General features: G+C 64.8%; 11 protein-coding genes. 5 read left to right on the top strand and 6 right to left on the bottom strand.

Annotated elements, in window-relative coordinates:
• The first annotated feature begins 6 nt into the window (after positions 1-6).
• Complete coding sequence (locus tag AWC31_RS18895; protein ID WP_085145621.1) at positions 7-1,467, top strand: condensation domain-containing protein; 1,461 nt, start codon at positions 7-9, stop codon at positions 1,465-1,467.
• Between the two features lie 72 nt (positions 1,468-1,539).
• The gene (locus AWC31_RS18890; protein WP_085145620.1) at positions 1,540-4,554 is read left to right on the top strand and encodes an MMPL/RND family transporter; all 3,015 of its coding nucleotides are present in this window, start codon (positions 1,540-1,542) and stop codon (positions 4,552-4,554) included.
• A 22-nt stretch (positions 4,555-4,576) separates the two neighbouring features.
• Here the strand turns inward: AWC31_RS18890 and AWC31_RS18885 are convergent, their stop codons facing one another.
• Together AWC31_RS18885 and AWC31_RS18880 are read right to left on the bottom strand one after the other, a co-directional pair.
• Positions 4,577-5,695, bottom strand: coding sequence for a PE-PPE domain-containing protein (locus AWC31_RS18885; protein WP_085145619.1), 1,119 nt, complete (start codon positions 5,693-5,695; stop codon positions 4,577-4,579).
• A 215-nt stretch (positions 5,696-5,910) separates the two neighbouring features.
• The gene (locus AWC31_RS18880; protein ID WP_085145618.1) at positions 5,911-6,624 is read right to left on the bottom strand and encodes a GAP family protein; all 714 of its coding nucleotides are present in this window, start codon (positions 6,622-6,624) and stop codon (positions 5,911-5,913) included.
• A gap of 494 nt (positions 6,625-7,118) precedes the next feature.
• On the opposite strand from AWC31_RS18880, the gene stf0 reads away from it, so the two are divergent.
• Together stf0 and AWC31_RS18870 are read left to right on the top strand one after the other, a co-directional pair.
• Positions 7,119-7,922: a trehalose 2-sulfotransferase gene (gene stf0, locus AWC31_RS18875; protein WP_110775166.1), complete on the top strand. Its 804-nt coding sequence runs from the start codon at positions 7,119-7,121 to the stop codon at positions 7,920-7,922.
• A gap of 1,303 nt (positions 7,923-9,225) precedes the next feature.
• Positions 9,226-10,644, top strand: a complete 1,419-nt coding sequence (locus tag AWC31_RS18870; RefSeq protein ID WP_085145616.1) for a condensation domain-containing protein — start codon at positions 9,226-9,228, stop codon at positions 10,642-10,644.
• A gap of 1 nt (position 10,645) precedes the next feature.
• On the opposite strand, the gene AWC31_RS18865 is transcribed toward AWC31_RS18870, so the two are convergent.
• The 4 genes from AWC31_RS18865 to AWC31_RS18850 all read right to left on the bottom strand — a co-directional run bounded on the left by AWC31_RS18865 (position 10,646) and on the right by AWC31_RS18850 (position 14,307).
• Positions 10,646-12,376 carry an AMP-binding protein gene (locus tag AWC31_RS18865; protein ID WP_085145615.1) on the bottom strand — a complete coding sequence of 577 codons (1,731 nt, stop codon included), beginning with the start codon at positions 12,374-12,376 and terminating at the stop codon, positions 10,646-10,648.
• Positions 12,377-12,466: 90 nt separating this feature from the next.
• Positions 12,467-13,108, bottom strand: coding sequence for a cutinase family protein (locus AWC31_RS18860; protein WP_234816909.1), 642 nt, complete (start codon positions 13,106-13,108; stop codon positions 12,467-12,469).
• 63 nt (positions 13,109-13,171) lie between these two features.
• Positions 13,172-13,906 carry a hypothetical protein gene (locus AWC31_RS18855; RefSeq protein ID WP_067845370.1) on the bottom strand — a complete coding sequence of 245 codons (735 nt, stop codon included), beginning with the start codon at positions 13,904-13,906 and terminating at the stop codon, positions 13,172-13,174.
• A gap of 44 nt (positions 13,907-13,950) precedes the next feature.
• Entirely contained in the window at positions 13,951-14,307 is a 357-nt protein-coding gene (locus AWC31_RS18850) for a DNA-binding protein (RefSeq protein ID WP_067845372.1), read from the bottom strand.
• Positions 14,308-14,443: 136 nt separating this feature from the next.
• Here AWC31_RS18850 and AWC31_RS18845 point away from each other — a divergent pair, with 136 nt between their 5' ends.
• On the top strand, positions 14,444-15,004 hold the full coding sequence (locus AWC31_RS18845; RefSeq protein ID WP_085145614.1) for a hypothetical protein: 561 nt from the start codon (positions 14,444-14,446) through the stop codon (positions 15,002-15,004).
• Positions 15,005-15,011: the final 7 nt, after the last annotated feature.

Here is a 15,011-nt window from a genome sequence, read left to right as displayed (position 1 = left end):
AGAAGAGTGCTGTTAGGTCCAGTAGAGATCGCGTCGATCGACGAATGGACACCTGAGCCGGGTTCGCTGATCTCCTGGCAGCCGACCGAGGCCGCGCTGGCCAAGGCGCGGGAGGCACCGGAAAGTCCGGTGCCAGCCAGCTACATACAGACGCGCCATCTGCGCAGCTTCGTCGAGCAGGGCAGCCGGGGTGTCGACCACTCGCGCTTGTTCATCGCGGCGTGCGACATGCCGGGTCGCTGCGACATCCGCGCGATGACGTATGTCATCAACGCGCACCTGCGCCGGCACAGCACCTATCGGAGCTGGTTCGAATACCGTCGGGCGGATGACCCGGGCACCGCGGACACGGTCGTCCGGCACACGATGACCGACGCCGCCGACATCGAGTTCGTGCCCAAGCGTCACGGTGCGGCCGATGCCGCCAAGCTGCGCAGCCAGGTGGCCTCGACGCCGGATTCCTTGCAGTGGGACAGCTTCCGGTTCGGTGTGATCCAACGCGAAGACAAGTTCACGTTCTGGTCCAGCATCGACCACCTGCACGTCGACGGCCAGTTCGTCGGTGTGGGGCTGCTGGAATTCCAGGCGATGTACTCCACGCTGGTATCCGGTGCCCCGCCCCTGCAATTGCCGGACGCAGGCGGTTACGACGATTACTGCCTGCGCCAGCGCGAGTTCACCTCGTCGCTCACGCTCGATACACCCGAGGTGCAGACCTGGAAGTCCTTCGCCGAGAAGAACAATGGGACGTTTCCGGTGTTCCCGCTGCCGCTCGACGACGGATCGCCGTCGGAAGGCGGTGATCTGGTCGCGGTGAAGCTGATGGATCGGCAGCAGACCGAGCGGTTCGAAGACCTCTGTGTGGCTGCCGGATCCCGTTTCATCGGCGGCCTGTTCGCGGTGGTGGCGCACGCACTCCGCGAACTCACCGGCCTCGAAACCTACTACGGGTTGACGCCGATCGATACCCGCACGCCGGATGAGCTGACGACCCAGGGCTGGTTCACCGGCCTGATACCCGTCGTCGTCCCCGTCGCGGGCGCGTCGTTCGCCGACAGCATCCGCGCCGCCCAACGTGACTTCGACACAGGCAGACCCGCTGCGCTCGTGCCGTTCGAGCGGGTGGTCGAGTTGGCCCCGCACCTGACGCCGCCACAACCGCTGTTCCCGATGCTGAACTTTTTCGACGCCAGTTCCGGCCCGATGGCCCCGTTGCTGACGAATCTGCAGGAGGGCGTCCGGATCGCCACGCTGAGCGATGGCCGTGTGACCTATCCGCTGAGCACTCTCGTCGGGCGGTTCAACGAGACGTTCGCAACCGTCGTGTTCCCGAAGAACCCGGTGGCGCGCCAGTCTGTCGACCGGTACGTGGCTGCGCTGCAAGAGGTCTGTGACCGCGTCACGGGCGGGCGCGACGTGCTGGTCGCGGCAACTCGAAATGAGGCTGAGCGACAGCCCGTGCGCTGACCGAGCAGACGGGATGAACGGACGCGTCAGCGTACTATTTTGAGGGTCAGCAGAGTTATCAGGCGGTTTCGAGTGGCGCGGCGAACGGATCCGGCCGACGCGGAGGTCGGCGTCTTCGCCCGGCTCGGCGACGTCATCGTCCGCTTCCCATGGGCGGTCATCGCGCTGTGGCTGACGCTTGCCGTCTGTCTGCCCGTCGTGTCGCCCACATTGAAGGAGATGGCCGAGCGGCGGCCCGTCGCAATCCTTCCCGAGGACGCTCCGGCGATGGTGGCCAGCAAGCAGATGCTGACGGCCTTCCAGCAAGCCGGTACCGACAGCTTCGTCGTGGTCGTGTTGACCAACGACGACGGTCTGAGCAAGTCCGACGAAGCCGTGTACCGAAAACTCGTGGACGCGCTGCACCGCGACACCGGTGACGTGGCCAAGCTCCAGGACTTCTTGAGCGCACCCCCGCTGCGCGAGGTCATGACGAGCAAGGACAACAAGGCGTGGTTGCTGCCGATCACATTGCCAGGCACCCTCGGAACGCCGCAGTCCAAAGAGGCCTACGCGCGGGTCGCCGAGGTGGTCGAACGTGAAGTCGTCGACACCACCCTGACCCCGCACATGACCGGGCCCGCGGCCACCGTGGCCGATCTGAACGCCGTGGGGGAGCGCGACCTCAAGGTGATCGAGACCGCGATCACCGTCCTCGTGCTGTTCATCCTGCTGATGATCTACCGCAACCCGGTGACCATGGTGGTGCCGCTGGCGTCGATCGGTGTCGCGGTGGTGGTGGCGCAGGCCGTGGTGTCCTGCGCTGCATTGTTGGGCCTCGGTATCGCCAACCAGACGATCGTGTTCATGAGCGGCATGATGGTGGGCGCGGGCATCGACTATGCCGTGTTCCTCATCAGTCGCTACCACGACTACCTGCGCCAGGGTGAGAGCTCGGACGACGCGGTCCGAAAAGCGTTGACCTCCATCGGCAAAGTGATCGCGGCGTCCGCGGCCACCGTCGCCGTGACGTTCCTCGGCATGTCGTTCACCAAGCTCGCACTGTTCTCCTCGGTGGGGCCCGCGCTGGCGATCGCCATCTCGGTGGCGTTCCTCGGTGCGGTCACGCTGCTTCCCGCGGTGTTGACCATCGTGGGGCGGCGAGGCTGGATCGCGCCGCGACGTGATCTCACGACGCGCTTCTGGCGACGCTCGGGGGTACGGATCGTGCGCAGGCCCGTCGCGCATCTCGTCGCGAGCCTGATCATCCTTGCCGTGCTGTCCGGGTTCGTGCTGACGACGAGCTACAACTACGACGATCGCAAGGCATTGCCCGCCAACGCCACCAGTTCGCAGGGATACGCCGCACTGGAACAACACTTCCCGCTGAACTCGATCGTTCCGCAATACCTGGTCATCAGCTCTACGAAAGACCTTCGCGAACCGCAGGCCCTTGCCGATCTCGAACAGATGGCCCAGCGGGTCAGCCAGTTGCCGGGGATGGGACCGGTCCGGGGTATCACTCGGCCCACCGGTGAGCCGCTGGAGCAGGCGAAGATCTCCTACCAGGCCGGCGAGGTGGGAAAACAGCTCGGCGCGGGATCACAGCAGATCGTGGACCGCACAAACGATCTCACGCGGCTGAATTCCGGCGCCGATGCGCTCGCCGACAGCCTTGGCACGGTCCGGGGACAGGTCAGCCAGGCGATCAACCAGGCCAGGGGCATGCTCGACACGCTTGCGGCGGTCCAGAACTCGGTGGGCGGCAGCAAGACGTTGCGTGACCTCGACAACGCGACGAAGTTCGTCAACAACATGCGATCGCTCGGCGAGTCGATCGGGGTGAACGTGACCAACCTGTCCAACAGCTTCGAATGGATCGGGCCGGTTCTCAACGCACTGAACGCGAGCCCGGTATGCGATGCCGATCCCGGTTGCGTCACCGCGCGAAATCAGTTGGTGCGGCTTTCGGTTGCCCGCACCGACGGCACCTTCGACCGGCTCGCCGAGCTGGGCCGGGAGCTGCAATCGACGCAGGCCGCGCAGTCGCTGGCCAGCACGACGGCCAATTTGCGGCGGGCGCTCAACACCGCGTCGAGTGCCATGCGCTCATTGGGATTGAACAATCCGAGCAGTGTGCAGTCCCGGCTCGACAACGTGCAGGACGGGGCCGACAAGCTCGCCGACGCCAGTAGGCAGGTTGCCGACGGCGTGCAGCAGCTGGTGGGCGAGACCTTGAAGATGAGCGGCAGCCTGGCCGAGGCATCGGCATTCCTGATGACGCTCAAGCAGGACGCGGGCACGCCCGCCATGGCCGGATTTTACGTGCCGCCAACAAGTTTCGGGATCGAGGATTTCAAGAAGGCAGCGCAGCTGTTCATCTCACCGGACGGTCACTCGGTCCGGTACCTGCTTCAGACCGATCTGAATCCGTTCAGTGTCGAGGCGATGGACCAGGTGAACGAGATCATGGACACCGCGCGTGGTGCGCAGCCGAACACCGAGCTCGCGGACGCCTCGGTGTCGGTCGTGGGGTTCCCCGTGATCCTTCGAGACACCCGCGACTTCTACAACCACGACATCCGGTTCATCGTCGTGGTGACGATCCTGGTGGTGATGCTGATCCTGGTGGTCCTGCTGCGAGCCGTCGTGGCGCCGATCTATCTGATCCTGTCGGTGGTCGTCTCATACCTGGCGGCCCTCGGCATCGGCACCCTCTTCTTCGAATTCCTGCTCGGGCAGGAATTGCATTGGAGCGTACCGGGTTTGACGTTCATCATTCTGGTGGCCGTCGGAGCCGATTACAATATGCTGCTGATATCGCGGATCCGGGAGGAATCCCAACCTGGTCTGCGGCTCGGTGTGATCCGCACCGTGGGGGCGACCGGCGGGGTGATCACCGCGGCCGGGCTCATCTTCGCCGCCACGATGTTCGGTCTGGTGTTCAGCAGTATCAGCACGATGGTGCAGTCCGGATTCGTCGTCGGGGTGGGCTTGCTGCTCGACACGTTCCTGGTGCGGACCATCACGGTGCCCGCCGCGGCGACCTTGGTCGGAAAGGCCAACTGGTGGCCGTCACGGGCAGACGCCGTGACCCACGGCCACTGACCGGAACTGACCTTTCGGCGCGTCAGCGCTTCTTCTTGCCCTTCGGCAACAGCGGGATGCCCTTCTTCGGAAGCGGTAGGCCGTTCTTCGGAAGCTGAACGCCGTTCTTGGGCAGGAGATTGCGAACCTGGTTGGCGATGTTGACCGCGGTGACGGCGTTGGACGCGACGTTGGTCGCGGTCGAAACGGCGTTGATGGGAACCGAGATCGGAGTCGCGATGTTGCCCGGTGCGATACCGCGGAGGTCGGCGAGCCGCACGCCCGGTTCCACCGGCGGCGGTGGCGGACCGTAGGCGCGATTGACCATCGGCGTCAGGTACCGGTTGAGTTCAGCGGCCATTTCCGGTGACATTCCGCCCTGGCTCAGGTACTCCACGAGCGGAAGCTGCTCTGCCGGAATGAAATAGGTCGTGGTGGTGGCGCCCCGACTGTTGGTGGTCACGGTGACGTTTTGTGCCGGGATGCTCGCGGGATCCGAGAACGCGGTCGCGGTGTGGGACGTACCGCCCGCCACGAGAGCGTTGGCCAATGCCAAGAGGTTTCCGGGCCGATCCAGCGGATCGCTGAAGATGTCGTACTGGGCGACGACTTCCACCGTGTCGTACTGGCTCTCGACCGGCGCGGGGACGGTGTAATCGAGGACCGGCACCGTGGTGCCGGGGCGGAACCACTTGGTGAACAGACGATCGGGATTGCCCGTCTTGACGAAGGTCAGGTTGTCAGGGGCGGGCGCGGTGGGATCGTTCGCGAGGCGCGCCTGCTCGGCGTTGAGGGCCAGCACACCCTGCGACAGCCCGGTCACGGTGACATTCCCGTCGGCGCTGCGAATTCGCGAATCGAGGCTGTTGGTGCCGTCGGCGACCGACTGTGCGAGCGTCGGCGAGTTCTCGCCGGTGAGCGGCCACAGGCTGCCGGGATAGGGAACGACTTCACGTGTCGCGCCGGCACTGTCGTAATAGTTGGCGCCGATCGCGGGTTGCGTTGCGGGGTCGAAGTGATACAACGCGCGTAACGCCGGGTAGGGCGAGGGTGCCGTTCCCGGCACGATGAACGCTGTTTCAGCCGATGCCACACCGCTGCCGAATGCGGTGACCGAGCCGACCAGTCCCGCGGCGACGGCGGCCGCGAACAGTCTGTTCATGCGTCCTCCTGACGGTGGGCAAGAGCGATCGCCCGGCAAATTTGCATCCTTGTGATCGTAACCCGTGTCGTCGGCAGGATCGAGCCCCGTTTGTCATCGGATGTGCCCTTGTGGGCGTAAGCGGAGCGGGTCGCCCGGATCGCACCGGGAATGCGTTCGGTATCCGCGATTGCAGCAAATCCGTTGACGCTGTGGCCGGGATCGGGCCAACGCTGTCACATGTGCGCAAGCCCGATCGCGAGCATCAGGCATCCTCCCGCGGCAACGACTATGGCCATGTCGCGCCGCGGTCGGTTCTGTAACCACTCGTGAAAAGCCGACAGCAGGGCTTGAGTTCTCTTGGGCGCGGCGATGTATCCGATCAGCGGAATCTCGACCAACGTGAACGCAACGACGTTGAACAGCAGCAATGCCTGCGCCTGGGCGATCGGCGCCTCCCCGGAAGCCAGGATCACCGCCATCGCGCCCATGAAATTGGCTGAGGGCAAAGCGGTTCCGAGGCCGCTCACCCATGCGACCCACAGCGAGTCGCCCCCGAGGATCGAGCGCATACGGGTCGACAGCCGATTGCGCCGCCGCGGTGGATCCTCGTCGTACGCGGTTGGTCCGGGGCCGGCCGAGGCCCGTGCCGGGCGCCTGCGCAGCCCGCGCATAGAGATGTCGGTGGCCAGTGCCACCGCGATGACAAGGGCGACGATGCCGACGGTGATCTGTACCGACGGGACGGTGAAACGTCCTGATGCCAGCGGCGTGGAACGGAGGACGAACAACACGATGAGGCCGACGCCCATGCCCATGGTGAATCCGCCGCACAGGAACGCCAGCAGTTGCAGCAGCGGGCGCGGCCGATTGAGCATCAGGACCGCGAGTCCGATCCGGATGGGTTCGACGATCACCGCGAAGGCCATGACCAACACGGTTGCCCACATGACCAAGCACCGTACCCCTCGCGTCGAGTGGCTGCGCCATGTTGCCGCATGGGCCGAATGAAACTGCGTATCCCACCGCAGTTTGCGGGTCTCGCACCCGCATGACGACGCCGTAGGCGCGCGTGGGGTCTGCCCTGGAATGGTTTGTCCAGCGTGTGCGCGCATCCCGGTCATGGCGGAAGTTGTTCGGACAACCTCGAATTCGTTGCGATGCCGACGCAACGGCGATGAAACGCGTCGCGAAGACCGGTTCAAGTGTTTTGGGTATAGGCGAGAATCTGGTTGCTGGCCTAGGGTACTGATTTGAGGTCCGTCGGTCGCGCTTTCCGGGGGGAATCGCGCACGGTGCAGCAGGCGAAGGAGACGAATGTTCGGCGAAGACCTGCGCATACCGCGCGTCGATGATGACGGCGAACGTTCACGTCGCCATCGAAATGTGAAGCCGCGCCGACGTGGAACGCCGGCCATCGGACGCCCCGTCGCGGCGGTTTGACGTGGCGCCTAAGCCGTCGTCATATCTCGTGCTGGCGTCCCAGCGCAGCGGCAGCACCCTGCTGGTCGAATCACTGCGCTCGACAGGACTTGCCGGAAAACCCGAGGAGTTCTTCCAATACCAGCCGTGGACGAGCCGGGCTCCTCAGCCGCGGGAGTGGTTCGCCGGCGTCGAGGATGAGTCGATACTGCGCCTGCTCGACCCGTTCGATCCGGGAACGCCAGACCTTGCCCCAGCGCAGATTTGGCGCGAGTACGTCCGCACCGTGGGCCGGACTCCGAACGGTGTTTGGGGCGGCAAGCTCATGTGGAATCAGACTCCGTTGCTGCTCAACCGTGCCAAAGATCTGCCGGATCGGTCCGGAGACGGGCTGCGAGCAGCGATTCGCGATGTGATCGGCGAAGAGCCCTTGTTCGTCCATGTTCATCGCCCGGACGTGGTCTCACAGGCGGTTTCCTTCTGGCGCGCGGTACAGACGAAGGTGTGGCGCGGCAGGCCGGAGCCCATCCGCGACGCGCACGCGCAATATCACGCCGGGGCGATCGCTCACCTGGTGCGCATGCTGCGCGCGCAGGAGGAAGGTTGGCGCAGCTGGTTCGCCGAGGAGGGCATCACGCCCATCGAAGTCGCGTATCCCGTTCTGTGCAGCGACTTCACCGGCGTGGCGGGTTCCATCATGTCCGCGTTGGGTCTCGATCCAAAGCTGGCACCCGGCCCGGCGTTGGAGCGGAAAGCCGATCGGCGTTCCGACGAGTGGGCGAACCTCTACCGGGACGATGCGTCGAAGCATGGCCTGCCGACCTGATCGCATCGGTCGCGGTGTAGGCGGGTCTCGTGTCAGCCACCGGCAGGTCTTTGCCGGAAAGCCTTGTGGGCGTTGCCAGGACGGTTGTGGCACACCGATTGGCTGCGCACATTAGCGAAGGCGTGCGAAGCATAAATTGACGAAGACGTTATAAAACGCCGGCTCGGTTCACCATTCTTGCGACTTGCCGTGGCCCATTCTCCGAACGCGGCCGCCCCGGCCGCGACGGTGGTACCAGCGGCTTCGGAGTGTTACTCCGGCATGCGCATAATCGTCGTTCTAGATCAAACGACGCGCGCTCTCCGCGAACGGGCGGCCATTGATCATCTTCGCACCGGAGACGGAATCAGCGTGAGTAATTCCCTTGCGGTCCCTCGACAAGCGAGCGGGCCGGTGAGCGGCGCTCGACGCCGCAGGGCCGGATCATCTGGCACAGCGCTCGCCGCGGCAGTGTGCCCCTTGACGCCGTGCGGAGCCTTTGGGGGCGAGGCGCGAGCAAACTTTTCATCGTCGCGGTCCGGCCCGCTGACGAGGTTGGTACGCGCGTGGCATCTCCGCATGCCGAATCAATCATCCGGAATTGCTCAGCGGTCCGCTGTCCACCGCAATTGCGCATTCTCGCGCCAATGCGAATTTGATCATCCGGCAATGTACTGCAACGCCGGAATTGTCATGCGCTCGTTCGGAAACGAATATCGGAGGCATATTCGCGGCTCGGCGAAATCGGCGGGCGATTTGTGATTCGACGGGTGACTAGATCGTCCGACACGCGATAGCGCGATTTGTCCGTGGCAATGTCGGACACCATTAGTGGGTGTGTCGGAATCTTGGGGCTCTCCCGTAACGCCCGTGCTCACAGCCTTGCTTTGCCTGAATCGCGCCGGGGGCGCGGTGGCCGACCACGTGATCAGCGTCAAGATCATCGGAACGCCAACATGAAAACGTCAGTTCCCGGTTTCGGCCGGGCAAACGCCCTTCGGCCCGTACGTCTCCTCTTTTCGCCGGTTCGGCGTTTTGTAACATCGATGCAAGCATGAGCCGGTAGTCTCCCAATTCCTATGGTCCTCTGGTTAGGTGTGACACAGTGAGAACTTCGCGCCACAACGACGTGCGTGAATCCCCGGAAGCAAAACCAGGGCAGGAGAGGCAACGGCCGGCATGTGCCGGTCAGATGGCGAGATGGTGATCCCTGCCTGATGCGCGCGGAGCGAAGCGTGGTCGTGGACCTGTCGCGGCATGAAGGGGGCGCCGGAATCTTCCGGCAAGGGGTCGCTCGATTGAACGCCTGTTCGAAGGAGGCTGTGTGTTCGGGATAGCGACGATCGACGAGTGGGAGCCGAGCAGGGGTTCTGTCGTCTGCTGGCATGCGTCGCCGGCGTCCTGCGCCAAAGCGCTGCAGGCCCCCGTGAATCCCGTGCCGCCCAGCTATCAGCAGACCCAGCACTTGCGCCGCTTCGCCGACCACGCGGCCCGTGGACTCGACATGTCCCGGTTGATGATCTTCACGTGGGACATACCCGGCAAGTGTGACGTCCGGGCCATGACCTATGTCCTGAACGCCCACCTGCGCCGCCATGACACCTATCGCAGCTGGTTCGAGTTCGACGACCCCGACAACATCGTGCGCCACACCATCACCGACCCTGCGGACATCGCCGTGGCACCGCAGCGGCACGGCGAATTGAGTCCCGCCGAATTACGCGAGCACATCCTCACCACACCCGATCCGCGGCACTGGGACGGCTTCCGCTTCGGGGTGATCCAGCGCAAGGACCACTTCACCTTCTACGCGAGCATCGCTCACCTGTACATCGATCCGATGATCATGGGCGTTCTGTTCGGTGAGATCTACATGATGTACGGCGCGCTGGTCCAGGGTGCGGCACCTGTGCAGTTGCCGCAGGCGGGCAGCTATGAGGAGTACTGCCTGCAGCAACGCGAGTACACCGCAGGACTCACCCCGGATTCGCCCGAGATCCGCGCGTGGATCGACTTCGCCGCCGACAACGACGGCACCTTGCCTGCCTTCCCCTTACCGCTCGGCGATCTGTCTGTGCCGTGCGACGGTGACACGATGACCGTCTCGGTGCTCGACTCGCGCCAGACCGAACGCTTCGAATCCGCTTGTGTGGCAGGCGGTGCCCGCTTCAGCGGCGGGGTGTTCGCATGCGCGGGCCTGGCCACGCAAGAACTCACCGGCGCGGATGCTTTTCATGTCATCACACCGACCGACACACGGACGACCCCGACCGAGCTCGTCACCACCGGCTGGTTCACCGGCCTCGTCCCGGTCAGCGTCCCGATGCCGTCGATGTCATTCCCCGAAGCCGCACAGGCAGCGCAGGAATCGTTCGATACGGGCACCTACCTCGCCAAGGTGCCCTTCGACCGGGTCATGCAGCTGGCGCCGCCGAATCGGGGTATCAAGAGCCCGCGGCCGGGCAACTTCGTGATGTCGTTCCTTGATGCCAGTGTGGCGCCGCTGTCGACGGTCGCGAGCTCGGATCTGAACTTTCAGATCTACAACGAAGGCCGTGCGTCGCATCAGGTTTCGATGTGGGTGACCCGGCTCAAGCACGAGACCGTGGTGACAGCGCTGTTCCCGGGTAACTCCGCGGCGCGGAAGTCGGTCGGTCAGTTCATCGAGACCATGCGATCGGTGTACGCCCGCGTCGCCGACGGTCGCCCGACCGCGGCATACGCGCAGAACGTCGCGGTATAGCTCAGGCGTCCAGGCGGGCGAACTGATCCTGGCGGTACTGCTCGACGCAGGACGCCCGCCGCACCTTGCCGCTTGTCGTGATCGGGATCGAGCCGGGCGGGACCATCACCAGGTCGGTGACCTTGAGCCCGTGTGATTTGGAAATCGCCGATGTGACATCGCGTTTCACCGAATCGAGGCGCTGCAGGGCTTCCTCTTCGGAGTCGCCGCGCTTCTTGTGTTCGATGATCACGACCAGACGTTCGGTCCGGTCATCCGGTACCGATATGGCTGCCACCCGGCCCCGGCTGATCTCCTGCACGGTAGCCTCGATGTCGTCGGGGGAGTGGTTGCGGCCGTACACGATCAGCAGATCCTTGATGCGCCCCATGATGTAGAGCTCGCCGTCCGCGATGAAGCCCAGATCACCGGTGCGCAGCCACGGGCCGGCGGGCGTCCCTTCTGAGGGGTTGTCGATCGTGGCCCGGAATACGCGGTCACTGTCCTCGGGGCGCTGCCAATAGCCCAGTGCGACATTGTTGCCGTGCACCCAGATCTCACCTGTGGCGCCATCCGGCCGCTCGGCCCGGGTGTCCGGGTCGACGACACGCACGATGGGCGATGCGGGCAATCCATAGGCGACAAGCGGGCTGCCACTTGAATTTTCGGTGGGAACCGCCTGACCTGCCGACAACTTGTCCGCATCGAAGTTCGTGATGCGTGGCGGTTCACTCGGTACACGCGTCGCGACGTATACCACCGCCTCGGCAAGACCGTATGACGGTTGGATGGCCGCGGCGGGGAAGTTCAGCGGGGCGAAGCGTTCGGTGAACCGCCGCACGGTCGCCGCGTGCACCCGTTCCGCGCCGCTCAGCAGATACATCACATGGCCGAGGTCGAGACCGGCCATGTCCTCGTCCGAGGTGCGTCCGAGCGCGAGTTCGAACGCGAAATTCGGTCCGGCCGAGACGGTTCGGGAATGACTGGCCAGCAGTTGCATCCATCGCGCCGGTCGCTGCAGGAACGCGACCGGGCTGGTCAGCACCGTCCGGATGCCGCCGAGGATGGGCACGCAGATGCCGAGCATCAGTCCCATGTCGTGGTAGAAGGGCAACCACGACACGAACGTGGTGTCGGCAGGCGCGACGTTGCCGTGGTCGCCGAAGAATCCGGCCATCATCTGCTCGAAGTTGGCCGACAGGTTGCCGTGTGAGATCTCGACACCAGCGGGGCGCCGCGTCGATCCCGATGTGTACTGCAGATAGGCGATCTCGGGACGCCGCACGCGAGCGGGGCGCGCCCCTTTCTTGTCGAGGTCGAGAGCGTCCACTTCGATCACGACGGGCCGATTGCCGTTCGCGTTCGCGTATTCGCGGACGGTCGCCGACACCGCCGACGTGGTCAGGACGATGGCCGGGGACGTGTCGTCGAGAACCGAGGTGGTGCGCTCGTCGTGGGCTCCACCGTGCGGCACCGAGAGCGGCACCGCGATGATGCCGGCTTCGAGCGACGCCAGAAACGCGATCAGGTATTCGAGGCTCTGGGGTGCCAGGATCACCGCACGGTCGCCGGCAGTGGCGTTGGCCCCGAGTTCCTGGGCCAGGTTCAGGGTCCGTCGGTACAGCTCGGCCCAGGTCAGTGTGAGCTCGACGCCATTCCAATCCTGCTCGTAGTCCACGAATGTGAAGGCGATGTCGTTGGGTTGGAGACTCGCCCGCTCACGCAACACGGCGGGGATGGATGACTGGCTCATGGGCGCCCTCTCGAAAACTCCTGCCCGGAAACTGACCGGCCGGGCATAGGCACATCGGAGCTTACCGGTTGCCAATGTGCAGGTGGCGTACTACAGGTGGCCGGCGACGAACGAGGCGGCTTCGGCCGTCGCCCCGATCTGGACGTACGCGCCGTGCACCGGCAGGTTGACGCCATTCGAGCACACGGGGTCGCCGATGGCGCACAGGTCGATGCTCTTGTCTCCGTAGCGCGAGTTCGTCTGCGTGAACGAAGCTCTCCCGGATTTCCGGGCCGGGTTGCCGAACAGCGCGACCGCCGCGACGCGATCGGCGACGGCCGGGGGCAAGGGCGCCGCATACCCCCAGGCGGCGCCTTCGGTACCGGTGACGAGTTCGATGACGTTCGCCCCCTGCGAGAAGCCGGCGAGGACGAATTCCGTTCCTGGACAATCGACGACCATCGTCTGCAGGTGTGCGTTCACGTCGTTCGCGCCCAACGTGGAAGAGTTGCCGAAGTCGATTCCTGCGGGGTAGTTCACTGCATACACCCCGATCGTCTTCGTCGGTGCGGTCGCTCTCAGGGAATCGACGAAGGCCTGCCCGACCACGCCGATGCCGGGCGGTGCGCCGGTGCCCCTGGCGAACACGACCTCGACCTCGGGACATGAATCCGCATGCGCCGACGGCTGATTCGCGGTGAGACCGGCCATGAGCAAGCCCACCACGGCAATCTTCGTCAGATTCGTCGACACCCGATGATCGTCACACACGCACATGCCCCGACGAGGGTCAACGTGGCGGTTCGGCCGCTGCGCTCACCGCCTCGCGTCGGTGAAGACCCGTGTCTTCAACCGCCACGAGTGCGCGGCGGACAGCGCGAAGACCGCGCCGCACGTGCACGCGAACAGCCACACCATGCGGCCGTTCTCGATGGGCTGCAATTGCGGCACGAACGCGGTGACGATCCGCACGACGCACGCGAGAATGCCGCTGACCGAAGCGAACAGGTAGATGTTGGCGATCCGCCGGGACCGGGGGTCGCGGCGCAGGATCAGCATCGCGCGGACACCGTAGCCCAGCAGATAGATGAGCATGCCGCAGAGCAGCGCCCAGTAGACGTTGAGCCAGAAATCGGTGGGCACCTGGAAGAAGTCCGGGCGGTACACGGCCGCGCCGTTCCCGAATGTGAACGCGGCGAGCAGCAACGGGATGCACACCGTGGCGGGGCGCTCGACATACTGCTTGAACGAGTGCTGCATCCCGTAGTCGTCCTGCAGCCGGCCCAGTGCGTTGTAGACCACCGCCGATGCCGCGACGATGTAGCAGTCGTGGCCGATGTAGTCCTCGACGTTCCACTTGCCCGTGAGGTGATAGAGCAGCTGTCCGACGGTCTCCGACGCGAACGGCGACATCAGCAGCACGGCCAGCCCCTGAAGCGCGATGTTGAGGGTGGCGGCGACCTCCCACCGGCAGGTCCAGGTGACTCGCCTGATCCACAAGCTCCACATGATGCAGAGCAATGTGATGGCGATGAGTATGGCTACGGACATCAGATTTTGCCTCGGGCGGGTTTGCGTTTCAGCAAATCGTATGGCTAAAGGGGTGGCGCATCCGGACGGGGGGACAGCTCGGAGAGCTTCTTGGGTCGGCTCACCCGAGTCGCGGTCTCGACCGGCGCCACGGTGACGGGCGCTGATTCCATGTAGTGCCAGACCTCCTGCCGGCTCATCAAGCCGAACCGGATCTGCAGGTCGGGGTAGCTCAGGTGGAACCGGTCAGCGACCTGGCGCAACTCCTCGGCGTTCGGATAGTCGGCTTCCTTGATGCGCCGGTAATACGTACTGCTCGACACCCCGAGGGCGGTGTAAATCGCCTTGGCGTCGATCTCGCCGTCCAGCAGGTAGTCCAACAGGGCTTTGAGTTGCCTGCCGTTCTCATCGGTGCGGGGCACTACCACACCATAAACCCCACTGTCGATCTCGGGCATCACGAACCGGAATGTCTGTGGCTGTTCCTTAATTGACAGGCGTGTAAGAGTTCTGGCACTGCTCTCCCATTTTTGGGACAGTATGGCTAGCGTTGACGGCATGGCTGCTCCTCTATTGACCGGCGCGTCGGGCGTGACGTGCTGGATTGCTGATCACGCCACCGCCACGCCACCCCGTCCTGTCGACCGGTCGACGACCTCGAATGTCCTCGACAGCGTCCTCGCCGCCGAACTCCACGGCGCGCAGGCCGCGATGGGATGCGCTGCCGAAGACATCCTGGTGGCGGCATTGGGTCGTACCGTCGCGCGGGTGATCGGTGACGGAATCCTCGTCGTCGATGTCGACACGCACGACGGCGCATCGCGCCGCGTCGCCGTGCCGTGCGTATCGCAACGCGGCCTGTCGGGGTCCGAACTGCTGGCCACGGCTCGCTCGGCGACGACCGGTACCGCCCCCATCGGGGCTGCCGTACGCATCGGTTACGGCGAAGGCGTCTTCGCCGAGCCCGGCGAGTACCTGTTGGAGCTGCGCGTGCACCCCGGTCCGGCCGGTGGGCTCACGGTCGACTGGTCCTTCGACGTCCGCAGTTTCGATGCCTACACCGTCGAGGAGTTGGCCGAACAGTTCCCGTCGGCGCTCATCGAGGTGACGTCCGGTTAGCCCGGGC

The organism is Mycolicibacterium wolinskyi (assembly GCF_002101965.1).
GTDB classification, from domain to species: domain Bacteria; phylum Actinomycetota; class Actinomycetes; order Mycobacteriales; family Mycobacteriaceae; genus Mycobacterium; species Mycobacterium wolinskyi.
Note: the sequence above shows the minus strand (reverse complement) of the source record. Positions and strands in the feature narration are given on the sequence as shown.